Origin of the sequence: Limosilactobacillus oris, from assembly GCF_025311495.1 — a bacterium.
Lineage (GTDB): Bacteria > Bacillota > Bacilli > Lactobacillales > Lactobacillaceae > Limosilactobacillus > Limosilactobacillus oris_A.
This window is the reverse complement of record NZ_CP104398.1, coordinates 638,235-663,613: the sequence shown is the minus strand read 5'-3', so window position 1 is coordinate 663,613 and position 25,379 is coordinate 638,235. Positions and strand designations below refer to the sequence as shown.

Genomic DNA, 25,379 nt, shown 5'->3' with positions numbered 1-25,379 from the left:
TTCACGCCGGCAAGCTGTGACTTACTTTTCTAGTTGCTTCATGAATTCATCTAAACTATCCCGCTTGTACCGCTTTACTCCATCAATTTTGATTACAGGAATGTGATATTCACGGTCCCACTTATTAAAAGTGCTTGGCGCAATATGAAGATACTTACAGGCTTCTTGCTGTGTTAAAAACGGCGGGAAGCTATTTTTATTGGTTACTTCCTTTACCGCTGAATCAATAGCCGCCGTCACCATGTTTAGGGTGGCTGCCTTGAGTTCCGGCGGTAGTTGTAAATCAATGTCCACGTAATTCATCCCCTTAATCCTGTTTAGCTGTCACACGGTGGGCAGCCATGAACTCGTCAATGTCAGACTTTGCAATGCGCTTGGACTTCCCAATTAGAATAGTTGGCAAGCCATTCTTTAGGTACTTATCAAAGGTTGCTTTTGACTTGATACCCATGTACTGCATAGCCTGCTTATAACTGAAATATGCTGTCATTTGCTCTCACTCCTAAAACGAAACTTTTTTGAACATGAATTCAAAAATAAAAAGAGGCTATTAACTGAACTTTTTTGAACCTCGTTGACTACATAATAAAAGTATTTTATACTCAAGTCAATATAAAAATTGAACTTTTTTGAATGCTACTAGGGGGCGATGTCGTTTGCCACAAAATAAGGAATTAGGTGACCGAATTAAACAAATAAGATTAAGATTAGGAAAAAGCCAGGAAGAATTCGGCCAACTATTTAACCCGCCTGCGCCTAAAAGCGCCGTTTCAAGGTGGGAACATGGTGGAAGTCCTAATAAGAGAAGACTCAAAAGAATCGCCGAATTAGGTAATGTTTCAGTTACCTATTTAATGGGAATATCCAAATTACCTACTGATTATAAAAGTCGAAACCTTACAGAATTGCTCGATAGTTTTACGATAGTGGAGAATTATATTAATGAATTAAGAGAATTAGCAGTATCGGACGGTGACGTGCAGCAACACCTTAAAGAACCCGTTTTGGTTTCTACGGTGGGGGATTTCTATGGGTTATCACTAGACGCTCTAGCGTATTTTAAAGATGATTTAGCTAAGGCGAGCTTGGATTTTGTCCATTCTCACCAAAAACAAAATGGCGCAAATAAATAACTCTGCTTGGGGATGGCCCTAAGTTGAACTTAGCCCGTTCTGCTGATATAGCTAGTTAGATAGCTGAATATAGTTTCTAAATACCTGCGAAATATATAGAACCAGTACCCTAAAACAGGGTACTGACCTGCGTACTTGATTTCAGTACGAAGCGCCCTAATCCTTGGAGGAGTAGCGAAATGCGACACCTGCCAAAACAGTACCGTAGGGAACCCAAGTCGGTAAATCGCCGAATCAGGTTAAGCAGTGGGGGCGTCCAAAACAGATACCCCTTTACAACCTGTGATAGCTCTCTGTTGAGCTGTCACATGGTGTTATTCAAGCATACATAATCATGGGGTTGCTCCCTTATCGGCTATTACTTCCAGTCCAAAACGCCGGCAAGCTGTGCGACAGGAGGTAATACAATGAGTTATGCAAGAAAAGCTAATAAGGGTTACTACGGATATGCCAGTTACCAAGATAACGATGGCAATTGGCACCAGAAGTCAGCAGGGTGTTTCAAGTTAAAGCGGGAAGCACTAGCGGCAGCCGATGAGTTAGAAACTAAATTGGGCCAAGTTAATCTTGACTTGAAAGACGTAACGCTAGCTGAATACTTCCAACACTGGTTCAAACTGTATAAAGCCAACAAGGCCCAAAGTGCTAGTGCTCGGAATCAGTATCGAATCATGTTAAAAATGATTAACGAGTATTGGAAAGATACCCGGCTGCGTGATATTAAACGGTCAGACTACCAAGCCTTTATTAACTGGTATGGTGCTGACCATGCTTATAAGTCAGTCAGCAAGTTAAATGGTGCCATTAGGACAGCGGTTAGTTATGCGATTGATGATGATGTCATTACTAAGGACTTTACCCATAACGTCACGGTGACTTATAACCGTGATAAAAAAGTTAAAGTCCAGTATTTAACTAATGATGAGTTAGCCACCCTTAAAACTGCTGTGTTAGCTAAGCTGAACCGGTATAATACAAGCCGTTACATGATATTAACGGCGATTTACACGGGGATGAGAAAAAGTGAAGTCCAGGCGTTAACATGGAAAGATGTTGACTTCTTGCATTCCACCATCCGGGTAAATAAATCCTGGGACGAAAAGAAAAAGGCCTTTAAGTCCACTAAAACGGAATCAAGCAACCGGACCATCAAGGTTAACCGGCAACTGCTGAATCATTTAGCAGACTTAAAAGCCAATAACAGCGTTATGGTGTTTCAGAATGTGCTAGGAACCATCCCCACCAGTAACGCCCTAAATAAATGTCTACGCTCTATTATGGTGTCATGTGGTATTGAAAAGCAAGGGTTTCATTTCCACTCACTGCGTCACGTCCATGTGGCCTACTTGTTAGGGCAGGGCGTGGATATTTACGCCATATCAAAACGACTAGGCCACTCTAATATCACTGTGACGCTTAACACTTACTCATATTTGATTGATGAGTACAAGGCAAAAAACGACACGCTTATCATTGACAAGCTGGCCCAACTTTAAACGACAAACTCACGACAAAAACGGCGTTAAGCCTTGATATATCAAGGGGTTGTTGTCCCCGTGCGGGTGATTTTTTTATAATTAGTATCTAAAGAAGGTTGATGTGCATCGATTTGTGCATCGACCTTTTTTGTTTTGTGAATTTTTTAGAACAGAGAGCAAGACTAGCCAGCGATTTTGTTCCAGTGGCAGGCAGTATAACGATAGATACTGAAACTTATATGTGGTACTAAAAGTCAACTATTAGGTGTTCTATTGATTTAGTTGTAGTTGACCTCATCGAAAGTTAAAGGTGATAGTAACATAGCAATTCCCGTTAGCTCTTCTGACTAGAGAGCCATTAAAAACATTAATAGTATTGGCGAATAATGTTGTACGGGTTACATAGAGATTAAAGTTAATAAAATTACAACAGTAATAAATATAGTTAATCACGTCACAAGGTTGGCTTTAAAGGGTTGAAAAAAACGTTATATTATTATAAATGTCAATTGATGTGAGCGCTTTCTAGAAGCGATGCAAACTGAAGCAAAGTTAGATTAGGAAGTGGTTATTCTTATGGCTGATAAAAAGAAAATGACGGTTGTTCAGCTAACTATTATCACTGCGGTTAACATGATGGGATCTGGAATTATTATGCTACCATCAAAACTAGCACAGGTTGGTACAATGTCCGTTATTTTTTGGTTAGTCACCCTAACAGGAGTGCTATGCTTAGCATATGTCTTTGTTCGTTGTGGAATGTTTACTAAAAATACTAAAGATGGAATGGGCGGATATGCTCAGTATGCCTTTGGTATGGATGGCAATATGATGGCTAATTATACTTATGCTTTTTCATTAGTAATTGCCAATACCGCAATTGCTGTTTCAACAGTTGGTTATGGTGAGATGGTGTTCGGTATTACTTTATCTCCGGTTAAAGTTGCTATCGCAACAATGATTGTTTTAGCTATTGCCACTGTTGCAAACTTCTGGGGTGCGCGAGTAACAGGCCAGTTAGGGTCACTCACGGTTTGGGGGGTTATTATCCCCGTGCTATTTTTATGTGTTGGTGGTTGGTTTTGGTTCCATGGTCATACCTATGTTAATTCGTGGAATCCGCACCATTACAGTTTCTTTAAAGGAGTTAGTGATTCAATTCCAATTACGCTCTGGGCTTTTCACTGGGAAGCAACGAGCTTTTCGGCTGGAACTTAACAAGTAGCAACAACAAAAAGCGCTGGTAACCAACGTTTTCAGGAACGTGGGTGCTAGCGCTTTTGAATTTGTAAGACCTTTTTTCCTGGTTACCACGGAAAGTTCTGTAAACGGTCCGCTTCCGTAATCTGGCGCACGACCCGGCCGGGGTTGCCAACGACCAGCGAATTGGCCGGGACATCTTTGGTGACGACCGTCCCGGCCCCAATCACGCTGCCGGCGCCGATGGTAACTCCGCCCAAGACGGTCACGTTACCGCCGAGCCAGCAGTTGTCTTCAATCGTAATCGGGGCGCCAAATTCGTAATCCAACAGCTGGCCGTCGACTTCGCGCAAATTGCGTTGTTGGTACCTTAAGGGGTGCTTGGCGGTCAAGAGGCTGACGTTAGGGCCCAGCATCACGTTGTCGCCGATCGTCACCGGGCAGGTGTCCAGGACGGTCAGGTTAAGGTTGGCGTAAAAATTATCGCCGATGGTGGTGAAGCGCCCGTAGTCAAACTGGATCGGCCCTTGCAGGTAGATATTTTGCCCGTGAGCGCCCAGCAATTCCGCGAGAATGGCCGCCCGCTGTTCGGTCTGATCGTCGTAGGTCAGATTGTAATCGTGGCTGAGCCGGTGGCCTTGGCGCGCATAGCGGTTTAATTCCGCTGTGGCGGGGGTGTAGGGTTTGCCCTCCAGCATGTTACGGGTGTTGAGTTCCATTTTCGATTCCTCCTCAAATCACATTCCCCCCTTATTTTACCGGAAACGCTTACATAAATAAAGTAAAAAAGCAACGGGGCCTGCCCGCCGCTGCTAACAGCGCCTAGTTCACATCCAGCACTTCTGGTCCGTCTTGACGCCCGACAATCACTTGGTCGACCCGGTTTAAGAACAGCCCGTGTTCGACCACCCCGACCGTGTGGATCAGGTCTTCGGCCAGCGCCTTTGGATCGGCGATTTCGCCTACCTTTAAGTCAATGATGAAGTTCTTTTCGTCGGTCCGGTACTTGGCGCCATCGTCCGTTAACCGCCAGGCCGGGTGGTAACCTTGCTTGGCGAAGTAGTTAAAGACGTGTTGGGCCCCAAACGGAATTACTTCCACCGGCACGCCGAAGTTCCCGATCCGCTTGACCAGTTTAGATTCGTCGACGATCCAAATCCGCTTGGTCGAAGCGTTGTTGACGATCTTTTCCCAGAGCAGGGCGCCTCCGCCCCCCTTGATGCCATTAAAGTCCGTGTCAATTTCATCGGCCCCATCGATGCACAGGTCGATGTGGTCGACTTCATCGATGTCCTTGATCGTGATGCCCAGGCTTTGGGCTTGGGCCGTCGTCCGGTTGGAAGTCGTGACCCTGATTACGTTCAGGCCCTCTTCTTGGACCCGCTTGCCTAAAGCATCCACCATGTAGCGCACCGTCGAACCGGTCCCCAAGCCGACAATCATACCATCTTCGATAAACTTGACGGCAGCCTGGCCGACCAAGGCCTTTAATTCATTTTGATTCATTCTCATTTCACCTCAAACTTAGTTTTGCTCTTCAGGGGCGAGGAGCCGCCGGTATTCCGGGTGCTTTTGAAAACTCATTTTGGCATACGGGCACATTAATTTAACCGTCAGCCCCGCTTGATCCGCGTAATCGACAAAGGCGGCCATTAGCTTACCGGCGATCCCTTGGCCGCGGTAAGCCGGATTGACAAAGCCCCGCTCTAAGACAACCCGCTTGGCGGCAGCGTCGACAAAGGGGTAATCAATTTGGCCGATTAAGGTGCCGTTGGTCTCCGTTGCGACCAGTTTTTCTGCGGCAATCGTATCGTCAACTTTGCCAAGAGTTACACAATTTCTATAAAGAAAACAACACAAAGGAATATCAAAAGCGCTTATTCTTGCGGAAGTATTTCCCAGAGCAGACTATGAGCGCAATCGATGCTGATACAGAAATGCTTCATAACAATGTCCAATTGATTAAACTTAAAGATGTTGTAGGCCACACTGCAGTTGAAGGAGCGCTCCCATATCCACCTGGTATTTTCTGTGTTGTCCCTGGTGAAAAATGGTCCGAGACAGCTCAAAAGTATTTCATGATTTTGCTGAAGGGAATCAATGCCTTTCCAGGATTTGCTCCTGAAATTCAAGGGGTTTACTTTAAGAAAGAGAATGGTAAAACTGTTGCTTATTGTGAAGTACTTGACGATAAGACGGAAGCTAAATATAGCGATAAATAGGGATAAGCAGAGCGGGCACTTGAAAGAAAGTGAAATAAATTTGAATAATTAAACCGTTAAGGTATGGTTTTGGCATTTTGCTGGGGCCATACCTTTTTTAGGCCTTGAAATTTTAAAACTATCTCAATGTCAATTTCTAGATTTGATTAATGATATACCGTATTGGACATTAACAACTAGAATTCTTATAAATTCTTTGTGAAATTCGATTAAATTTAGCGGTGATATCAAGGTAGATAAGGCTTAATATCGTGTTTTAAATTTCACAAGTTGTGTGATTAATAAACGATTAGTAGTTTCTCATTGAAAAATAAGTTAAAAATTACACAGAATAAATAAAACGCTTACTAACGTTGGTACCATAGTAAATTGGCTGATTATAGCAATCAAACATTTTTTATGAATGTGAATAAAATCTTTTACTTTTTAGATAATAGTGAATGAAAGCGTACTCAAAAGAAAAGGGAGGTTTTCGAGTATGAGTATGACAATTGCTGTTATTAAGGAACAAAAGGAAGGTGAAGGCCGGGTTGCTGCCACTCCTCACAATGTTGAGGAAATGGTTAAAGCCGGTAACACCGTTCTCGTAGAAACAAATGCCGGTGCTGGTTCAGGCTTCGACGATGCTGAATACGAGAAGGCTGGAGCCAAGATTGTTTCACACGAAGACGGCTGGAAGGCTGATTTGGTAATCAAGGTTAAGGAACCAGATGCCGAAGAATACAAGTACTTCCGTAAGGGGCAAGTTGTTTGGGGCTTCCAACACCTTGCATCTTCCAAGCCAACTGTAGAGGCAATGATGAAGGCTGGCACTACCGCTATTGGTGCTGAAACTATTGTTAAGGATGGTAAGCTGGAATTGCTTTCTGCGATGAGTCACATTGCAGGGCGCCGTTCCGTAATCATGGGTGCTTACTATCTGGAAGCTCAGCACGGTGGTGAAGGGATTCTCTTACCAGGAACCGCTGAAGTACCAGCTGGCAACGTTGTTATCTTTGGTGGTGGTAATGCCGCTATTGCTGCTGCTGACTTAGCACTTGGTATGAACTGCTCAGTTGTAATTATTGAAAAGAACCCAGAGCGGATTAAGGAACTTGAAAAGCAGTATGCAGGCAAGAACCTTCGGGTTGTTGAATCTAATGAAGAAAACCTTGCTAAGGAAATCAAGGATGCAGACCTGTTTATTTCAACTATTCTTATTCCAGGTGCCCGTCCACCGAAGTTGGTTAAGGAATACATGGTTAAGTCAATGAAGAAGGGCAGTGTTATTGCTGACGTTGCCATTGACCAAGGTGGTACTGTTGAAACCATTGACCACCCAACTACCATTGATGACCCAGTATTTACTAAGTATGGCGTAATTCATTACGCTGTTCCTAACCAACCAGGTGCTGTTCCACGTACTGCCACGATGGCACTGGCTGCTGGTAACTTGGACTACCTTCTGGAAATCGCTGACAAGGGTATTGATGAGGCAATTAAGTCTGATGAATCCTTGAAGAGTGGGGTCAACGTTTACGAAGGTAAGGTTACTAACAAGGGCTTGGCAGATTCTCTTGACCTGCCTTACACTGAGTTGGATCTTTAATTTTAGCTTGGTTGTCGCTTCGGTTTACTAATTTTGGAGGTTAGTATTATGGCTACAAACGATGTTGTCGCACAGACAGAAGACATTTTAAACATTAAGGATATTGAAGACGCCAAGGCTACTATCAGTAAATATGCTCGGAAAACACCTCTTATTCAATCAATGTTCTTAAGCCGTCAGGTTGCAGATGCTAATGTATTCCTGAAGCTGGAAAACATGCAATTAACCGGTTCATTTAAGTTCCGTGGAGCTAACAACCGGATGCAACACTTATCAAAGGAAGAAGCAGAACGTGGGGTTATTACTGCTTCTGCCGGTAACCACGCACAAGGGGTTGCATTGAGTGGTAAGCTCTTGGGCATCGACACGACTGTTGTTATGCCAGATGAAGCACCAATGATGAAGCGGGCTGCTACTGCTGGTTACGGTGCTGAAGTTGATATTCACGGGGCTACCTTCGATGACGCACACGAATGGATGTTTGAACGTGCTAAGAAGGAAGGAAAGACTATTGTTGACCCATTTAACGACAAGTACGTTATGGCGGGTCAAGGTACTATTGGTCTTGAAATTCTCGATGACCTGTGGAATGTTGACACTGTCTTAGTTCCAGTTGGTGGTGGTGGATTAATGGCAGGGATTGTTACTGCTCTGAAGTCCTTCAACCCTGGTATTCACGTTGTTGGTGTTCAATCTGAAAATGTTCACGGTATGGCTGAATCCGTTAACAAGGGTAAGCTGACTTACCACCACGACGACTTTACTCTGGCTGATGGTACTGATGTTGCTATGCCTGGTTCATTGACCTTCCCAATTGTTGACAAGTTAGTTGATGAAATCGTTCTTGTTAATGAAAAAGAAATTGCACAAGCAATGAAGGATCTCTTGCAACGTACTAAGATTGTTGCTGAAGGTGCCGGTGCATTGCCAACCGCTGCTCTTGAAGCTCACAAGGTTGATGACAAGTACATCAAGGGTAAGAATGTTGTTGGCCTTGTTTCTGGTGGTAATGTCGACCTTGACCGGGTATCACATATTATTGATGAATTCCTCAAGCCAACTAACAAGAGTATTGGTTAATAGTAATTAATAATTGCTAATCTAAAATTTACGGTCATAATATTAGGCGCCAATATTATAATAGATGTTGGCGTCTATTTTGGTAAGCGATGTTAAACGGTATTAGAGTATGAGCTAAACATTGATAACTGCAGTAGGTGTTATTCTACTAATACCGTTTTGCACTTATTCGCCATATTATTTAATAATAAAATGTGAGGTGTAAATGCAATGGCAAAGAATAATGATGAGCACATGAAAAAGTCTTTAGGCTTTGGTGCTACGTTATCAACTGTTGCTGGTACAATTATTGGTACTGGGGTGTTCTTTAAGGCATCCGCGGTAACCACGGCGACCATGTCCATTAGTCTGGCATTATTTGCGTGGTTCCTTGGGGGAATTATTAATATGTGTGCCGGGTTAACGGCCGCTGAAGTAGCAGCTGCATTCCCGGAAACTGGGGGGATCGTTAAGTACATCGAAGAACCTTTTGGTAAATTCTGGGGATTTTTAACTGGCTGGGCTTACGGTATTGTTTATATGCCTGCCAATGTTGCGGCGATTGCAATCGCATTTGGAACCCAATTTGCAGGACTGTTCCATTTAGCAGATTCATGGATTGTTCCAGTCGGAATGATTACCGCACTCTCAGTTGCCTTGCTTAACTTTATTAGTGCTAAGTGTGGTGGCTGGGTAAGTTCTGTAACTTTGGTCATTAAGTTGTTGCCACTGGCGGCAATTGTTATTCTAGGATTCTTGCACCCAGGTGGAGTTGATTTTCGGCTCTTCCCAATCGAAGCTGGTCCACACCGTGCACTCTGGGCTGCGTTAGGGACAGCTTTACTAGCAACTATGTTCGCCTACGATGGTTGGATTCACGTTGGAACCTTAGCTGGTGAAATGAAGAATCCACAAAAGGATTTACCGAAGGCGATTGCAGTTGGGCTGTTGATTGTTATCACGGTTTATCTGCTGGTCAACGCTGTTTTCTACTACGTTGTTCCTGTTAACCAAGTTGCTGGTAACTTGAATGTTTCCATGGCTGTTGCTGATAAGATTTTTGGTGGTGTCGGCGGTAAGATCGTTACTATTGGTATTTTGGTATCAGTTTATGGCGGAATGAACGGTTACACCATGACTGGGATGCGTGTTCCATATGTTATGGGACAGGAAAAAACGTTACCATTCAGCAATTTCTTTGCAAAATTGAACAAGGCTGGTGTCCCATGGGCTTCAGGACTTGTTCAGTACATCATTGCCTGCTTGATGATGCTTTCTGGTCAGTTTGACGCTATTACTAATATGCTGATTTTTGTCATTTGGTTCTTCTACTGCATGGTATTTATCGGTGTTATGAAGATGCGGAAGACACGCCCAGATTTGAAGCGTCCTTACAAGGTACCGCTTTATCCAGTAATTCCACTGATTGCTTTAGTTGGTGGTGCATTTATCCTGATTAGTACGCTGATTCAACAGTTTACGACGACTGCAATCGGGATTGTAATTACGCTGATTGGTGTACCTATCTACTTCTACATGCAAAAGAAGAATGCAAAGGTTGAACATTAAGTCCTTAAGGTGGGGATAATTATGAATTCGAAAGTTCAAGTATTAACAGTCGCAGGAAACGATTGTGATGGTAGTGCCGGAATGCCGGCTGATCTGCATGCCTTTTTCATTTCAGGAGTTTATGGAATGGGGATTTTAACGGCGGCAGTTGCTGGAAACTCATATGAAATTTCAGATCAAGTACTAATGCCGACTGAATTTATTGATCATCAGTTTGCTGCTTTGAAAAAGGATTTCAAGATTGCGGCTACCAAAACTGGAATGTTAGGCACAAGCGCAGTTATCAGATGCTTTCATCGAAACTTTGCCCCAGAAAGTTTTGGTAAATTGGTTGTCGATCCAGTTATCATCACTAAGCACGGTAACTTCCTACTTGATAATGAAGCCTATGATGACTTTGTTAAACTGATTATTCCGATGGCGGATGTAATTACTCCCAACGCCTTCGAAGCACAGACTCTAAGCGGTGTGGAAATCGAATCACGGGAGTCAATGATGACATCAGCTAAGCGTCTTCAGGAACTGGGCGCAAAAAACGTAATCGTCAAAGGAAAGCATGAAAATCCTACTCAAGAGAAAGTTGAGGATTTAGTGCTTAAAGCTGATGGTAGTTACCAATGGTTATCGATGCCCTATGTAAGTACAGAAAGACTAAATGGAACTGGCGATGTCTTTTCAGCAGTTATTACTGCTGAAATCGCTAAAGGTAATGATTTATTTACCGCAGCGGAAATAGCTAAAAATGTTGTTTATGATTCAATCTCCAAACCAATTATTGTTGGTCATCGTCATGGTCCAATTAATCTTTGGAACGCGCATAGCAAATAACAGGTTGATTCGTTACGTAAATTAGTGCTTTATTAAAAGACGAGTTCCTTCAGCTGGATTAAACTACCAGGGTTACTTGATTGCTTTTTGAATTTCACGATGACTGACTACTGAAGTAATTGCAGTAGTTTCAGACATTATATTACTTGCCATTTGGACAGTGACTTAAAAGTATTTATAGAAACAATTTCTTTACGCAACAGAAGCAGTTGATATTCTGAACAGTGAGTAAAGTTTTTGCTATCCATAAATGCTTTTTTTATAGTCTGAGTAAACGTAATTATCGAAAGGAGTCTAATTTGGTATGAAAGACGACATACCGAAAAAGAAAAAAACTTTAGGATTATTTGATTTATCAATTTTAGGAATCGGTGCCATTATCGGCACGGGAATCTTAGTTTTAACCGGAATTGTAGCGGCACAAGATTCGGGACCAGCAGTTACTTTATCATTTCTAATTGCCGCTGTTGCTAGCGGGCTAATTGGTTTATGTTATGCAGAGCTGGCCACCAGTTTGCCTAACTCAGGGAGTGCCTTTTTCTATGCTTGGGTTTCCGTTGGTAACTTCGCGGCCTTTTTAGCAGGATGGACATTAATTGGCGTCTACATTACTACTACTGCGACAGTGGCAAATGGCTGGACCGGTTATTTTAGTTCTTTCCTTGGAGAATTAAACGTTAAACTACCACAAAGCATGCTGGCAGCCCCTAGCAATGGTGGAATTATAAATCTTCCAGCAGTTTTAATGGTATTATTAATTACTTTTGTGCTAACTAGGGGCACTAGTCAGAGCAAAATTGTTAATAATATCTTGGTCGGGGTTAAATTAACCATTATTTTGTTATTTATTATCATTAGTTTTCGTGATATAAATTTAGCCAATTATCGACCATTTTTCCCGTATGGCGTTAGTGGAGTTTTTGGAGGTGCTTCAGCAGTATTTTTTTCCTTTTTAGGCTTTGATGCTTTAGCAACCTCAGCAGAAGATGCTAAAAATGTGAACAAAACGTTACCACGAGCTATCTTGATTTCGTTATCATTGTCTACGTTACTTTATATTGTAGTCGGCTTAGTTATGACAGGTGTTGTCAAATATAAATACCTTAATGTTTCTGAAGCAATGTCTTACGTTCTGTTAACCAAAGGGCATACTTTTATTGCAGAAATAGTATCATTTGGTGCAATATTGGGGATTATGGCAGTAGTGTTTGCGTTTATCTATGCTGGATCAAACATTATTAAATCAATGGGTCGTAACCAGTTTTTACCTAGTAAACTGGCGCAAGTTAACCAAGCAACCTACAGTCCAAATCGAGCTATTTGGCTAGTCGGTGGTTTGGCAGCAATCTTAGCAGGGGAATTTGATTTGCATTATCTGGCATTGATTGCCAATGTTGGTTCATTATTAGTATTTCTACTAATTTCAGTAATTGCTATTGTCATGCGCAAAAAGTCACCAGAGTTGGAGCGTCCCTTTAAGATCCCTGGTGGAGCAACAATTCCAACGCTATCAGTACTTATTTGTCTGATTTTGCTAGTAAATATTTCAGTAACAGCTTGGATGAGCTATGTTATTTGGATAGCAGTAGGTTTGATTATCTATATGTTATATACAAAAAAGTACGCTCAGGTATTTGATAAATAAATGTTATTATGATTCCGTAATGCAAAGAGAAATGCAAATAAGCCTTCAAGTTTGTTCGAACTTGAAGGCTTATTTTGCATTGTACGTCACGGTTTTCTTTCGCTAATTCCTTTACTTCTCATATTCCCCGGTAACCCGGTTGGCCTTTTGAACCTGGTTAGTAGCTGGGTTGAACTTGTACATCCCGTCAAGGTGAGAGATGTTTGGGTCGCCATTACTGTCCCGCACCTCTACTTGGTATTCGCCTTGCGCATTTGCTGGGCTGATCATGTACTGGGTTCCCCGAGCGTTGTCCACACCGCTTGCCTTGATAAACTGGTTGACAATGTCTGATTCCGGATCATTAGTGTACGCATCTGCCTGTCCAGCATAGCTTGCTTTGGTGTTGACACTAGCTACCTGACTATTACTGGTAGTCTGTGAACTTACACTAGCAACGCTTGGCTGAACGGCACGATTCTCACTGGCTGCCTTGGCGCTGCTGGAGTTGGCTGCCTTTTTACTGGAGGATTGTGCAAGTTTAGTAGTTTGGGGGTGGTTAACCTTTGAACTCGGTGCAGCACTATTATTAGCGCAACCTGCTAACCCCAATGCCATCAAAGCGACTAATGAACCACTGATAATTTTTTTCTTCATTGTAATCATGATTACAACCCCCAATTCTCTCAGTTATTATTGTTTAGAATTTGAACTGATAGTTAATTAATAATTTCTTTACACGTATATTGTAATACTTTTGAAACAATTATGTAATATTTTAGTCACGTTATTTTAAAATTCTTGCTTTTTTCGCCAAAGGGAGTAAACTACATAATCGTTAAGTACCTAACGATTATGTACCAAACTAATAAGGAGGATGGACGTGGAAATAACGGATGACCAATTCTTTAAGCAGCTTTACTGCGTCATTGGCGAACTTCACCAGATCGCGCAAACCCAGCTTGCAAAACAGGCCACCTTTCGCGGACAGGGACGCCTGATTTTTCTGCTTGCTAATAACGAGGGGGTCTCGCAGCGGGAACTCGCGACCTTGGCCCGTGTCAAACCGGGGTCGATTAGCGAAGTCCTTGAGCGGCTTGAAAAGGACCAGCTCGTTGAACGGTGGCGTGACCAGCAGGACCGTCGAATTGTCCGCGTAAAGCTAACCGCAAAGGGGCAACAAATGCACCTAAAGAACTTGCAGGCCCGGCAAGAGTTCAAGCGACAACTCCTGCGAAACGTTTCGGCAACGGAACGGGTGGCCTTTGTCCAGGTCTTGCAAAAAATTTATCGTGAAATGACAACCCACTATGGCGAACTAATGCCGAAACACTGCAAGGATGGTGAAAAAGATTGATTAAAATTGCAAGAAAGAACCTCGTCGGCTGGGCGACCACCTTAGCGGTACTTTTCCTGCTGATTCAAGTAGCGTGTGATCTCTACCTGCCGACCGTAACCTCTGAACTGGTGGATAAGGGGATCATGCAACGCAACTTTGCCTATATTTGGAAAGACGGCATTTATATGTTAGTGGTCGCGGCAATCGGCCTTGCAGCCGCGGCAGGGAATGTTTATTTTGCTGCTACTCAGGCAATGCAGGTGGGTGAAAAACTTCGCCAGCAAATCTTCCACCGAATTTTACGCTTCTCCAGTAAGGAAATTAACCAGTTTGGTGATTCCTCGCTGATAACTCGTTCCACTAACGATATTGTTCAAATTCAAAACGTCATGGTCCAGGTCCTCCGAATGATGCTCCAATCGCCAATCATGCTGGTGGCGGCCTGTGTCCTGGCCTATATCCGAGAACCACGGTTGACCCGGGTCTTCTTAATCAGCCTACCGATTTTGGCAGTTGTCGTGCTGGTGGTAATGTACTTGGCAGTGCCGCTCTTCAAGAGTATTCAAAAGAAGACCGACCGGATTAACCTGGTCTTCCGAGAAGGGCTCACTGGAGTCCGGGTCATCCGGGCCTTTCGCGAGGAGCACCGGGAACAGGCTCGTTTCCAAGCGGCCAACGAGGATTACACCCAGACTGGAATCAAAGCATTTACACTGGTCTCCTTCCTTTTCCCGGTCATGACCCTGATTCTCAGCCTGACCAACGTTGGAATTATTTTGCTTGGTAGTCACTTGATTGCGGGGATGACCATGCAAGTCGGTAATCTGATTGCCTTTTTGACCTACGCAACCCAAATTATGATCAGCTTTATGATGCTTTCGATGATCTTCGTCTTTGTTCCACGGGCATCAGCATCGGCTGCACGGGTCAACGCCGTTCTTGAAGAACCGATTTCAGTTGCTGACGTTCCTGCCGACCAGCAAGTGCAAATTCCCGCTGGGCAACCGGCAAGTCTGAGCTTCGACCACGTTGACTTCCGCTATGAGGGTGCCGAAAAGCTAGCCTTACACGACTTGAACTTTCGGGTGAAGGCGGGGCAAACCCTGGCGATTATTGGCGGTACTGGCTCCGGGAAGTCAACCCTGGTTAACCTGATTCCCCGACTGTTTGACATTGAAAGCGGCAAGATTAAGGTCGATGGCCAGCTAATTAAGCGGTTAAGCCAACACGACCTGCATAACGCAATCTCAATCACTCAGCAAAAGGCGGTTCTCTTTTCAGGCACGATTCGTTCCAACTTGCAGTTCGGCAACGAAAAAGCCACTGATGAACAGATGTGGCACGCCCTGGAAGTCGCTCAGGCGGCGGACTTTGTCAAAGAAGCAGGAGGCCTGGACACACCGGTTGAACAGGACGGAAGCAACTTTTCTGGTGGTCAGCGGCAAAGGCTCGCTATTGCCCGAACGCTAATTAAGCCTGCTTCCATTTACATCTTTGATGATTCCTTCTCCGCGCTGGATTTCAAAACGGACGCCAAACTGCGCTTAGCACTGCGCGATGATCCACAGATTCAGCGGGCGGTAACGGTAATCGTTGCCCAGCGGGTCTCGACGGTTGCCGACGCCGACCTGATCCTCGTATTAGATGAAGGGGAGGTCGTCGGTCAGGGCACCCACGATGAATTGCGGGCGGAAAATAAGACTTACCAGCAGATTGTTGAATCGCAAATTCAGAAAGGGGATGAGGAACGTGCATCGCGGACCCAAAAAGATTAGCAAGGCCAAAAATTTCTGGCCCACGACCCGGCGTCTGATTGTCTACCTGCGCCCGTGGAAAGTCGGCGTGGTCCTCTCAATTATTCTCGCCATCACCTCCGTTATCCTGTCGATTATTGCACCGAAAATCTTAGGGGAAGCCACGACCGTCATCTATAACGGGGTCATGAAGGGTTACCATGAGATGCGAATGGGGCAGCATTTAACCAGTTTGCCGATTGACTTTCACCGGATTTTGCAAATCGGGATTATTGTAATCCTCCTCTACGTCTTTTCCGGTCTCTTTAGCTTTGCCCAGCAGGTTATCATGACCCGAATTTCACAGCGGGTGGTCTACAAGCTACGGCAGGACCTCAAGCAGAAACTCAGCCGGGTACCGGTGAAATTTTACGATAGCCACAGCAATGGGGATATCATGAGCCGGATGGTCAACGATATGGATAACATTGCCGGGACCCTCCAACAGAGCCTGATTCAGATCTTAACAAGTGTCATTACCTTTGTCGGGGTGTTAATTTTAATGCTGTCCATTAGCTGGCAGCTGACCCTGGTGGCCTTTGTAATGATTCCGCTCAGCTTAGTGGTCGTCGCCTTTGTTGCCCCGACCGCCCAACGACTCTTTAGCCGCCAGCAGGCAGCTTTAGGGAAGATTAACGGACAAGTGGAGGAAACCTATGCGGGGCACACAATCGTCCGAACCTTTAATAAGGAGCATGATGAGGAAGAAAAGTTTGCCCAGAAGAACCATGATTACTACCGGGCTGCCTGGCGGGCGCAGTTCTTCTCCATCCTGATTTTTCCTTTGATGAACTTTATTCGAAACCTTGGCTATCTTCTCGTGGCCGTTGGTGGGGCGCTGGCAGTCATCCGCGGGCAGATTACCCTTGGTAACGTCCAGGCATTTCTGCAATATACTAACCAGTTTTCACAACCGATTACCCAAATTGCCAACTTGAGCAGTACCATTCAGCAAACCGTGGCGTCAGCGGAGCGAATCTTTGAGGTACTCGACGCCGAGGAGATGGATAACCAGCTGGTTGCCAGCCAGCCACTGAGCGGCCAGCCTGTTCCCAAGATTGAATTTAAGGACGTCCGCTTCTCCTATAACGACGAGCCGCTGATTGAGGACTTTAACCTACGGGCACAGACCAACCACATGGTGGCGATCGTCGGCCCGACCGGAGCAGGGAAGACGACAATCATCAACCTGCTGGAACGCTTCTATGAGGTCCAAGGGGGCCATATCTACCTTGATGGCCGGGACATCCGGTCCATGACCAGGGATGACCTGCGTAAGCACATTGGGATGGTCCTCCAAGACACCTGGCTGTTTACTGGCACCATCTTTGAGAACATCAAATACGGTCGTGAGGATGCAACCGCTGAAGAGGTATATCGGGCTGCCAAGATGGCCTATGCCGACAGTTTTATTCGGGAGCTGCCGGATGGCTACCAGACCGTGCTAAACGAGTCGGCCTCCAATATTTCACAGGGCCAGCGGCAGCTGCTGACAATTGCCCGAGCATTCCTTGCAAACCCCGAAATCCTGATTTTGGATGAGGCCACCAGTTCGGTCGATACCCGGACGGAAGCACTGATCCAGACGGCGATGAATGATTTGCAGAAGAATCGGACGAGCTTTGTGGTTGCCCACCGCCTGTCGACCATTCGCAACGCCGAACAGATTGTGGTGGTAAACCACGGGCACATCATTGAGACCGGGAACCACGACCAATTGATGACCAAAAACGGCTTTTATGCTGACCTTTACAATAGTCAGTTCCTTGGTAATAATATTTAGTAAAAGCAGTATGGGGAGAACAGTAAAACGGGCCTGCCTAGTTTGCTGTCTCCTTCCCATCGCCGCACAGCTAGCATGTCAGGGCGGGTGCCGACTCATCAGCACTTGAACTGCTGGCCAGCGACAACGCTGTTACATTACTATACTTAAAAAACAGATAAGAGGCTGGGAAAAGTCCTAGCCTCTATTTTAGAAGGGAATAACTATGAAGCATTTTACCAAAACGGTGGCCCAACTGAACGCACTGGCTGATGACGGGATTGTTCCCGGAATCAACTACCTGCTTTTTCAGGGCCAAGAGAGTATTCGGGAAACCAGGGGGTTCGCCCAGACGCGGCCCGTTCCCGAAATATTGAAACCGGACATGCAGTATGACCTCGCCTCCCTCACTAAGGTGCTAGGGACAGTGCCGGTGATTATGATGCTGGTCCAGGAGGGGAAAATTGGAATTGATGACCCGGTTCAGAAGTACCTGCCCGAATTTGGGGATGCCCGGCCAACAATCCGTCACCTGTTAACCCATACTTCCGGAATTAGCGGCTATATCCCGCACCGTGACCAGCTGAGTCCGCAGGAGTTGAAACGGGCCTTCCTTAGTCAGCAACGGGTGGATAGTTCGTTTAACCGCCAGATTCGCTACGCTGACGTTAATTTTCTGTACCTCGGTTGGATTATCGAGGCGGTCTGCCGCCAGCCAGTTCAAAACGTGATTACGGAGCGGGTCTTGCGTCCGCTGAGGCTGGCTGGAGCGACCTTCCACCCGGCTATCGACCGGTGCGTCCCTACCGAAGTTCAACCCGGCCGGGGGCTAATTCGCGGGACTGTCCACGATCCCAAGGCCTTTGTTTTAGGCGCGCACTGTGGCTGTGCGGGCCTGTTTGCAAGCATGGCGGACCTGGAACGATTCAGCCGCGCCTTGATTGAAACCAACCTGGCGGGATTGCTGACGTCGAAGACCGTTGATTGCCTCTTCCGTGATCAAACGCCGCTTTCTGGCCCCCACAGTCGGTCTTTTGGCTGGAAACTGCTGCATTCGCGTGCATCTGACCGCCACCTGTTAATCAGCCATACTGGTTTTACGGGAACCTGGCTGATTCTGGATCGGCAGACCGACCAGGGAATGATCGTCCTCACCAACCGGGTGCACCCTACCGCGAAGAACCAGGCCTACCTTGACCGTCGGGACCGCATCTTTGCAAGCTACTTGGCGGAAATGCAAATGGCCTAATTTTTATTCACCACTGTTAAAATCATAAGCAGCTGGTAGCGGGAACTGCTGGCCGTTGACAAGCATTAGTGAAGTGTTTATCATATTTAATAAATTATCTTTAGCATGAATAAAAAAGCTCAAGCCAAGGAGGGGGAGCTGATATGGACCGCAAAGAGCGCCGTCGCTTTATTGCACAGTTAGTTAATGAGAGAAAAATCGAAACCCAGGATGAGCTGCTGCAGCTGCTTACCGACGCCGGAATTGAAACCACACAGGCGACGATTTCGCGTGATATCCATACCTTGAATATCGTCAAGTCCAGCGATGCCAATGGTCATACCTACTACGTCCAACTGCAAAAGGATCCGGCACATAACTATGACCGTCTTTATCTAGGTATCCGTAATAACGTGCGGACGATTGAAACGGTTCAGTTTATCAACGTGGTCAAAACGGAGCTGAACTCGAGTTATGCGACTATTTTAGCCGGGATGTTCGACGAGTTGGACGTGCCGGAGGTAATCGGCACCCTGGCAGGGAACGATACACTGATTCTAATCAGTAAGACCCCGGAGGACGCTCAGAAGGTATACCAGCTGATCATGGACCATATGAATGGTTAAGTGAATAATATTAAAGCGGCCCCGAGAATCACTCTCGAGGCCGCTTGTCATTTTAAAATGTTGGTTTGATTTGTAAGGACTTGGCAGCTGTCAAATCTGCTTCCGGGTACTTATTCTGCAGGGCCGTCAGCAGGAGGTGCTTGGCAATTTCACCGTTCCGGGTCAGGATTGGTCCGTGAAAGTAGGAACAGTAAACTTCCTTATAGATCGCACCTTCCGTTCCGTCCTCACCGTTATTGCCGTTACCAGTGACCACGGTGCCCAGCGGCCGCTCGCCCTCTCCAAGGAAGGTCCGGCCGTTATGGTTCTCGAAGCCATGGTACTCTTGTCCATTCTCCTCATTTTTTATGGTGATATCACCGATGAAACGGTGGTGATCCTGGCTAAGCGTGTAGTGGTCCAGTAAGCCCAAGCCGGGAATCTTTTCGCCATTGGCACCGATGTAATAGTGGCCCAACAGTTGGTAGCCACCACAGATTGCTAGGAGGGGCTTATTGTCATCAATGAACTTCTTGATTGCCGCCCGTTTCTGGGGGAGGTCTTTAGCAACCACGACCTGCTCGTAGTCCTGGCCGCCACCAAACAGGGCGAGGTCGAAGTGGTCAGGATCAAAGAGATCATCAATGCTGATGACCTGGACGTCAATGTCGGCGTCCATCTGCTGGGCGTAGTAACGTAAGGCGATAATGTTGCCCACATCGCTGTACGTATTCAGCAGGTTGCCGTAGAGGTGGGCAAGACGTAAGTGGTACTTTGCCATTAGTCCATCCCTCCTTTGATATACTTTTGCTCGGCTAACAGTTTTCGTAGCTGGAGAACCGCCGTATAGGTTGCCAGAAGGTAAACCCGTTTTGTCGGCATTTCCTTGATTTTCTGGACCACCTGTTCCAGGTTCGGTTCTTCCCAGAGCTTAGTCACCCCGGCCATTTCCAGGCGGGTACTAATATCCCGGTACCGTTCGCCACCTGTTAGGTACTGGCGGACGTCTGACTGAGCGAACTGCTCAAAATTGCCGTCCCAAATCCAGCTGGTGTCGATTCCGTCGGCGTAGTGCGCGTTGAGGAGGAAGCCCAGGCTGAATGGTTCGTGGTCGGTAGCAATCATGTTGAGAACCTGGTTGAGGCCCACCGGGTTCTTAACCAAAACCAAGTTAACCTCCTTGCCGTCAATGTCAATCACTTCCTGGCGGCCAAAGACCCGTTCACCACGCTCAAAGGCTTCCTTGATTTGCTGGGGGCTGACGCCAAACTGCCGGCCGACGGCATAGGCCGCAAGGGCGTTATAAATGTTATAAAGGCCACCGACGTTGATGGTGTACTCGTGACCGTCAATTTCAAAGGTTGAGCTAGTGGGGGTCAGTTCAGTAAGCTTGGTTACCGCGTAGGTTAATTGTGGCCGGTGAAAACCACAGTGGGGACAGAAGTAGTCCCCCAAACCGGCGTATGTCCGCAGGTGGTAGCGGAGGATGTGCTGACACTTTGGACAGAGTAGTCCATCAGTATTAGCCGGAGCATCAAAGGCATCCCGGTGTTCATGGGCAAAACCGTAGTAGACAACTGGGTTTGGCAAGTCGCGGCTGTGAAAGAGCTGTTCGTCACCATTAATGATCACGGTCGCCTGGGGTGCCCGCTGTACCCCCGCCAGGATTTTGTCGTAGGTGGTGTAGGTTTCACCGTAACGGTCCATCTGGTCACGAAAAATGTTGGTAAAGACGAAGGCCACCGGTTTAATAAACTGGGTCACCTTCACCACGTTGGCCTCGTCAACCTCGAGGATTGCGAGCCCCTTTCGGTGGGGGCGGGGGGCCGTAATAAAGGTCGTAACGATTCCCTGCTCCATGTTAGAGCCGGTCGGGTTGGTTAAAACCTGTTCATACTTTGTGCGCAGAACCCGGGTACTTAAGGCTGTGGTGAGGGTCTTGCCGTTAGTTCCGGTAACGATAATCAGGTCGTAGCGTTTGCTAAAACTGTTTAGAATATGTGGATCAATCAGTAAAGTTAGTTGACCAGGCAGTGAACTGCCTCCATTGCGAAAGCGGTGCAGGAACCAGTAGCTGGACCGGCCGACCGTTTCGGCAATTGTACTGCGAATAGACATTAAATTAACTCCTTTCTACCCCCAAAGGAAATAATGATTCCTTATTTTAACCTTATTGTTCGAAAAATAAAAGTGATTAAGTTAGAATGGGGCACGGGATGAGGGAAGTATTTAAAAGCCCCGGTCTTTCAGATATAATGAAATTACTATGCGAAAAAAGGAGCAAGTAGACGTGGCACAGCTATTTTTCAAATACGGTGCAATGAATTCGGGGAAGTCCATTGACATCCTCAAGGTTGCCCATAACTATGAGGAACAGGGCAAGCCGGTAGTATTGATGACCAGTGGGGTCGATAACCGCTCTGGGCAAGGGATTATCGCCAGCCGAATTGGCCTGAAACGCCGGGTGCAGCCGGTCATGGATGACACTAATATTTATAATTATGTTAAGAATATTGACCACCACGTTTATTGCGTGTTGATTGATGAAGCCCAGTTCTTAAAAAAGGCGCATATCTTACAGCTAATCAGGATTGTGGATGACCTCAACATTCCCGTGATGGCGTTTGGCCTCAAGAATGACTTCCGCAATGAGCTTTTTGAGGGTTCCAAGTACCTCTTGATTTACGCTGATAAGATTGAGGAAATGAAAACGATTTGCTGGTTCTGCCCGCACAAGGCGACGATGAACCTGCGGATCCATGATGGCAAGCCAGTCTACGAGGGTGAGCAGGTCCAGATTGGCGGCAATGAGTCCTACTATCCGGTCTGCCGTAAGCACTACTTTCACCCAGTATTAGAGAAGAAAGAGGAGGATTAACCAATGGAAATTTCAGAAATCTTCGATAAACTCCAGGCAGTTGCTGACCGGTACGACGAGCTAAACGAACTGATCAGCGACCCAGAGGTGATCGCGGATTCCCAACGCTTCATGAAGTTATCAAAGGAAGAGGGGAGCCTGCGTGAAACCGTTGAAAAGTATAACGAATATAAGCAGGTTACCCAGACCATCAAGGATGATGAGGAAATGCTGCGGGAGACTGACGACCCGGACCTGGCGGCGATGACGAAGGACGAATTGGCGGAATCCAAGGACCGGCAAGAACAATTGGAAAAGGAACTGGAGGTCCTGCTGATTCCTAAGGATCCGAATGATGATAAGAACATCATCATGGAAATCCGTGGAGCTGCCGGTGGGGACGAAGCCAGCCTCTTTGCGGCCGACCTCTATAATATGTACCTTCACTACGCGGAAAAGCAGGGCTGGAAAGTCGAAGTGGTCGATAAAAACGAGACCGAAGTCGGCGGCTTTAAGGAAATCGCCCTGATGATTACCGGGAATAATGTCTACTCCAAGTTGAAGTTTGAAAACGGCGCGCACCGGGTCCAGCGGGTGCCGGTAACTGAGTCCGCCGGCCGGGTTCACACCTCCACTGCAACCGTCGGGGTGATGCCAGAAGCTGAGGACGTGGATGTGGATATTGATCCAAAGGACATCCGGGTCGATGTTTACCGTTCTAGTGGTGCCGGTGGTCAGCACGTCAACAAGACCTCGTCCGCGGTCCGGATGACCCACTTGCCAACTGGAATCGTGGTCGCCATGCAAGACGAGCGGTCCCAGCAGCAAAACCGGGCCAAGGCGATGCGGATTTTGAAGTCACGGGTCTATGACTACTACCAGCAAAAGGAACAGAGCGCTTACGATGAACAGCGGAAGAACGCAATCGGGACGGGGGACCGTTCCGAACGGATCCGGACTTATAACTACCCGCAAAACCGGGTAACTGACCACCGGATTGGCCTGACCCTCAACAAGCTGGATAAGATCATGGCGGGGGAATTAGATGAAATTATCGAGGCCCTGATCGTGGCAGACCAGACCGAAAAGCTGGAGCAGCTGCGGAATGAATAGCCAGCCCTGGACATACTTTGCCGCCCAGCGGTGGGCAGCAAGACAGCTGGCGGCGAGTGAGGTTGACCCGCATGCACCGCAGTTTTTACTAGAACAGCGGCATGGCTGGGACACCACCCACTTGTTACTGCATAACCGGGACGTAATGCCGGCTGCGGAGGTCGAATGGTTCCAGGCGGCAGTTGGCCAGCTGCTCAACCATGTTCCGGCCCAGTATATCGTTGGGCAGACAACGTTTTATGGGCGCCAATTCAAGGTCACACCAGCTGTTCTGGTGCCGGAAGCAGAGACGGCCGAACTGGTCGACTGGGTCCTCACGAGCCAGCCCGCCGACCGTCAGCTACGCGTGCTAGATTTGGGGACCGGTAGCGGGGTAATCGGGATTACCCTTGCCTTGGAACGCCCCCGCTGGTCGGTAACGTTGAGCGATATTTCATCGGTAGCCCTGGCGGTGGCCCGGGAAAATGTTCGACAGCACCAGTTGTCGTTGCCGCTGGTGGAGAGCGACCTCTTTGCGAACTTGGCAGGTCAGCGCTATGACCTGATTGTGACTAACCCGCCCTACATTGACCCTGCCGACACGGCGGTGATGGACCAGGCAGTGCTGGACCACGAACCGCCAATTGCCCTCTTTGCTGATGAACACGGTTTAGGCTTTTACCGCCGGCTCTTTGAGCTTGCTGGCAACTACCTGCGGCCGGGCGGGCAGCTCTTTGGTGAGACAGGTTATGACCAAGAAAAGAGTATTCAAGCACTGTTGAAGCAGTGCGATCAACAGGCCCAGCTGGCAGTACGCCATGATGTGGCCGGTAAAATGAGGATGATACACGCATGGGATTTTTCTGGCACAGGAGGAAATTAGTAAGAATGAATACCAAGATTTATCAGCTAAACCAAATTGACGAAGCCGCTGCCGCCATTCAGCGGGGGGAGCTGGTAGCCTTTCCGACGGAGACGGTTTACGGCTTAGGTGCTGACGCCACGAACGAGCCAGCGGTAAAGAATGTTTACCTGGCTAAGGGACGGCCAAGCGACAACCCGCTGATTGTCCACGTAAATTCGGTGGCGATGGTGGAAAAGTACGCGGCAGAAATTCCGGCCAACGCCCGCAAACTGATGGCCGCGTTTTGGCCCGGTTCCTTGACGATTATTCTGAAAATCAAGAAGGGCGCACTCTCCAAGACGGTGACCGGCGGATTGTCTACGGTCGCCTTCCGCTTCCCGGATAACCAGCCGACGCTCGACCTGATTGGCAAAGCAGGTGTCCCGATTGTGGGCCCGTCAGCTAATACTTCGGGCAAACCGAGCCCGACGACCGCCCAGCATGTCTACCATGATTTGAATGGTAAGATCACTGGAATCTTGGATGATGGACCGACCCGGGTTGGGGTAGAATCGACGGTCTTGGATATGTCCACTGCGACCCCGGTAATTTTACGGCCGGGTGCCGTTACCAAGCAGGACATCGAAGGAGTAATCGGGTCAATCGACCTCAACCACCACAAAGTTGGCAAAAATGAAACGCCGAAAGCTCCCGGAATGAAGTACAAGCACTACGCCCCGAGCGCACAGGTTTACATTGTTGACGAGGGGACCGACTGGGCTCAAGTTGCCAAGTGGGTGGCCCAACAGCCGTTTGACGTTGGGGTGATGGCTGAGGAACGAATTCTTCAGCAACTGACCCTGCCGATGAATGCCGTCCAGTTCTCGTTGGGAACCGGTGTTGAAGACGCCAGTGCCCGCCTGTTTGACGGCTTGCGGGGGTTTGATGACCAGCCGAATGTCAAGGCAATCGTCACAGAGGCCTTTACCGCGAAGAACCTGGGCCGGGCCTACATGAACCGGCTCAATAAGTCGGCCGGTGGGGTTCACTTTGACCCGGCGCAAGTAAAATAATGAGCAAAGAAACGAAAAAATCTGGTGAGGAGCTAACAACTTCTCATTTTTTTTGGTAAAATAGTGGAGAAATTCAAAGGAGTGT

At 47.0% G+C, this 25,379-nt stretch carries 26 protein-coding genes; 18 read left to right on the top strand and 8 right to left on the bottom strand.

Features of this window, described 5'->3' with window-relative positions:
* Positions 1–21 precede the first annotated feature (21 nt).
* Both N4599_RS03530 and N4599_RS03525 read right to left on the bottom strand, forming a co-directional pair.
* Complete coding sequence (locus N4599_RS03530) at positions 22–294, bottom strand: helix-turn-helix domain-containing protein (protein WP_260902023.1); 273 nt, start codon at positions 292–294, stop codon at positions 22–24.
* Positions 295–307: 13 nt separating this feature from the next.
* On the bottom strand, positions 308–490 hold the full coding sequence (locus N4599_RS03525; RefSeq protein WP_260902022.1) for a helix-turn-helix domain-containing protein: 183 nt from the start codon (positions 488–490) through the stop codon (positions 308–310).
* A 166-nt stretch (positions 491–656) separates the two neighbouring features.
* Here N4599_RS03525 and N4599_RS03520 point away from each other — a divergent pair, with 166 nt between their 5' ends.
* The 3 genes from N4599_RS03520 to N4599_RS03510 all read left to right on the top strand — a co-directional run bounded on the left by N4599_RS03520 (position 657) and on the right by N4599_RS03510 (position 3,829).
* Complete coding sequence (locus N4599_RS03520) at positions 657–1,133, top strand: helix-turn-helix domain-containing protein (RefSeq protein ID WP_260902019.1); 477 nt, start codon at positions 657–659, stop codon at positions 1,131–1,133.
* Between the two features lie 407 nt (positions 1,134–1,540).
* The gene (locus N4599_RS03515; protein WP_260902016.1) at positions 1,541–2,629 is read left to right on the top strand and encodes a tyrosine-type recombinase/integrase; all 1,089 of its coding nucleotides are present in this window, start codon (positions 1,541–1,543) and stop codon (positions 2,627–2,629) included.
* Between the two features lie 558 nt (positions 2,630–3,187).
* Positions 3,188–3,829, top strand: a complete 642-nt coding sequence (locus tag N4599_RS03510) for an amino acid permease (RefSeq protein ID WP_260902013.1) — start codon at positions 3,188–3,190, stop codon at positions 3,827–3,829.
* 89 nt (positions 3,830–3,918) lie between these two features.
* Here N4599_RS03510 and N4599_RS03505 read toward each other — a convergent pair whose 3' ends face one another.
* The 3 genes from N4599_RS03505 to N4599_RS03495 form a co-directional block, all read right to left on the bottom strand.
* A complete protein-coding gene (locus N4599_RS03505) occupies positions 3,919–4,530 on the bottom strand; it encodes a sugar O-acetyltransferase (RefSeq protein WP_062814185.1) in 612 nt (203 codons plus the stop codon).
* 103 nt (positions 4,531–4,633) lie between these two features.
* Complete coding sequence (gene rpiA / locus N4599_RS03500; RefSeq protein ID WP_260902010.1) at positions 4,634–5,317, bottom strand: ribose-5-phosphate isomerase RpiA; 684 nt, start codon at positions 5,315–5,317, stop codon at positions 4,634–4,636.
* 18 nt (positions 5,318–5,335) lie between these two features.
* Positions 5,336–5,671, bottom strand: a complete 336-nt coding sequence (locus N4599_RS03495; protein ID WP_260902008.1) for a GNAT family N-acetyltransferase — start codon at positions 5,669–5,671, stop codon at positions 5,336–5,338.
* On the opposite strand from N4599_RS03495, the gene N4599_RS03490 reads away from it, so the two are divergent.
* The 6 genes from N4599_RS03490 (at position 5,593) to N4599_RS03465 (ending at position 12,722) form a co-directional block, all read left to right on the top strand.
* Positions 5,593–6,033: an Orn/Lys/Arg family decarboxylase gene (locus N4599_RS03490; RefSeq protein WP_062814184.1), complete on the top strand. Its 441-nt coding sequence runs from the start codon at positions 5,593–5,595 to the stop codon at positions 6,031–6,033. The genes N4599_RS03495 and N4599_RS03490 overlap by 79 nt on opposite strands.
* A 484-nt stretch (positions 6,034–6,517) precedes the next feature.
* Positions 6,518–7,621 (top strand): alanine dehydrogenase, encoded by a 1,104-nt coding sequence (locus N4599_RS03485; RefSeq protein WP_034537919.1) that lies wholly within the window; start codon positions 6,518–6,520, stop codon positions 7,619–7,621.
* 48 nt (positions 7,622–7,669) lie between these two features.
* On the top strand, positions 7,670–8,701 hold the full coding sequence (gene tdcB / locus N4599_RS03480; RefSeq protein ID WP_260902005.1) for a bifunctional threonine ammonia-lyase/L-serine ammonia-lyase TdcB: 1,032 nt from the start codon (positions 7,670–7,672) through the stop codon (positions 8,699–8,701).
* Positions 8,702–8,911: 210 nt separating this feature from the next.
* Positions 8,912–10,249, top strand: a complete 1,338-nt coding sequence (locus N4599_RS03475) for an APC family permease (protein WP_260902003.1) — start codon at positions 8,912–8,914, stop codon at positions 10,247–10,249.
* A 21-nt stretch (positions 10,250–10,270) separates the two neighbouring features.
* On the top strand, positions 10,271–11,077 hold the full coding sequence (gene thiD / locus N4599_RS03470) for a bifunctional hydroxymethylpyrimidine kinase/phosphomethylpyrimidine kinase (protein ID WP_003712837.1): 807 nt from the start codon (positions 10,271–10,273) through the stop codon (positions 11,075–11,077).
* Positions 11,078–11,381: 304 nt separating this feature from the next.
* Entirely contained in the window at positions 11,382–12,722 is a 1,341-nt protein-coding gene (locus N4599_RS03465; protein ID WP_260902001.1) for an APC family permease, read from the top strand.
* 111 nt (positions 12,723–12,833) lie between these two features.
* On the opposite strand, the gene N4599_RS03460 is transcribed toward N4599_RS03465, so the two are convergent.
* A complete protein-coding gene (locus tag N4599_RS03460; protein WP_191363378.1) occupies positions 12,834–13,367 on the bottom strand; it encodes a hypothetical protein in 534 nt (177 codons plus the stop codon).
* A gap of 217 nt (positions 13,368–13,584) precedes the next feature.
* On the opposite strand from N4599_RS03460, the gene N4599_RS03455 reads away from it, so the two are divergent.
* The 5 genes from N4599_RS03455 to N4599_RS03435 all read left to right on the top strand — a co-directional run bounded on the left by N4599_RS03455 (position 13,585) and on the right by N4599_RS03435 (position 19,449).
* Positions 13,585–14,058, top strand: a complete 474-nt coding sequence (locus tag N4599_RS03455; RefSeq protein ID WP_260901999.1) for a MarR family winged helix-turn-helix transcriptional regulator — start codon at positions 13,585–13,587, stop codon at positions 14,056–14,058.
* The gene (locus tag N4599_RS03450; RefSeq protein ID WP_260901998.1) at positions 14,055–15,815 is read left to right on the top strand and encodes an ABC transporter ATP-binding protein; all 1,761 of its coding nucleotides are present in this window, start codon (positions 14,055–14,057) and stop codon (positions 15,813–15,815) included. The genes N4599_RS03455 and N4599_RS03450 overlap by 4 nt, the downstream gene beginning before the upstream one ends.
* Positions 15,781–17,616 carry an ABC transporter ATP-binding protein gene (locus N4599_RS03445; RefSeq protein ID WP_260901996.1) on the top strand — a complete coding sequence of 612 codons (1,836 nt, stop codon included), beginning with the start codon at positions 15,781–15,783 and terminating at the stop codon, positions 17,614–17,616. Before N4599_RS03450 ends, N4599_RS03445 begins: the two co-directional genes overlap by 35 nt.
* Before the next feature lie 205 nt (positions 17,617–17,821).
* Positions 17,822–18,844: a serine hydrolase domain-containing protein gene (locus N4599_RS03440; RefSeq protein ID WP_260901993.1), complete on the top strand. Its 1,023-nt coding sequence runs from the start codon at positions 17,822–17,824 to the stop codon at positions 18,842–18,844.
* 143 nt (positions 18,845–18,987) lie between these two features.
* Positions 18,988–19,449 (top strand): arginine repressor, encoded by a 462-nt coding sequence (locus N4599_RS03435; protein WP_007123531.1) that lies wholly within the window; start codon positions 18,988–18,990, stop codon positions 19,447–19,449.
* 52 nt (positions 19,450–19,501) lie between these two features.
* Here the strand turns inward: N4599_RS03435 and N4599_RS03430 are convergent, their stop codons facing one another.
* Positions 19,502–20,209 carry a type 1 glutamine amidotransferase gene (locus N4599_RS03430; protein WP_003712820.1) on the bottom strand — a complete coding sequence of 236 codons (708 nt, stop codon included), beginning with the start codon at positions 20,207–20,209 and terminating at the stop codon, positions 19,502–19,504.
* On the bottom strand, positions 20,209–21,546 hold the full coding sequence (locus N4599_RS03425; RefSeq protein WP_260901990.1) for a Mur ligase family protein: 1,338 nt from the start codon (positions 21,544–21,546) through the stop codon (positions 20,209–20,211). The genes N4599_RS03430 and N4599_RS03425 overlap by 1 nt, the downstream gene beginning before the upstream one ends.
* A gap of 172 nt (positions 21,547–21,718) precedes the next feature.
* Between N4599_RS03425 and N4599_RS03420 the strand changes: the two genes are divergently transcribed.
* The 4 genes from N4599_RS03420 to N4599_RS03405 are packed head-to-tail and all read left to right on the top strand — an operon-like array spanning position 21,719 to position 25,294.
* Positions 21,719–22,306 carry a thymidine kinase gene (locus tag N4599_RS03420; RefSeq protein ID WP_003712862.1) on the top strand — a complete coding sequence of 196 codons (588 nt, stop codon included), beginning with the start codon at positions 21,719–21,721 and terminating at the stop codon, positions 22,304–22,306.
* A gap of 3 nt (positions 22,307–22,309) precedes the next feature.
* Positions 22,310–23,398, top strand: coding sequence for a peptide chain release factor 1 (gene prfA / locus N4599_RS03415; RefSeq protein WP_003715907.1), 1,089 nt, complete (start codon positions 22,310–22,312; stop codon positions 23,396–23,398).
* Entirely contained in the window at positions 23,391–24,260 is an 870-nt protein-coding gene (gene prmC, locus N4599_RS03410; RefSeq protein WP_062814177.1) for a peptide chain release factor N(5)-glutamine methyltransferase, read from the top strand. Before prfA ends, prmC begins: the two co-directional genes overlap by 8 nt.
* 5 nt (positions 24,261–24,265) lie before the next feature.
* Complete coding sequence (locus tag N4599_RS03405) at positions 24,266–25,294, top strand: L-threonylcarbamoyladenylate synthase (RefSeq protein WP_191363371.1); 1,029 nt, start codon at positions 24,266–24,268, stop codon at positions 25,292–25,294.
* Positions 25,295–25,379: the final 85 nt, after the last annotated feature.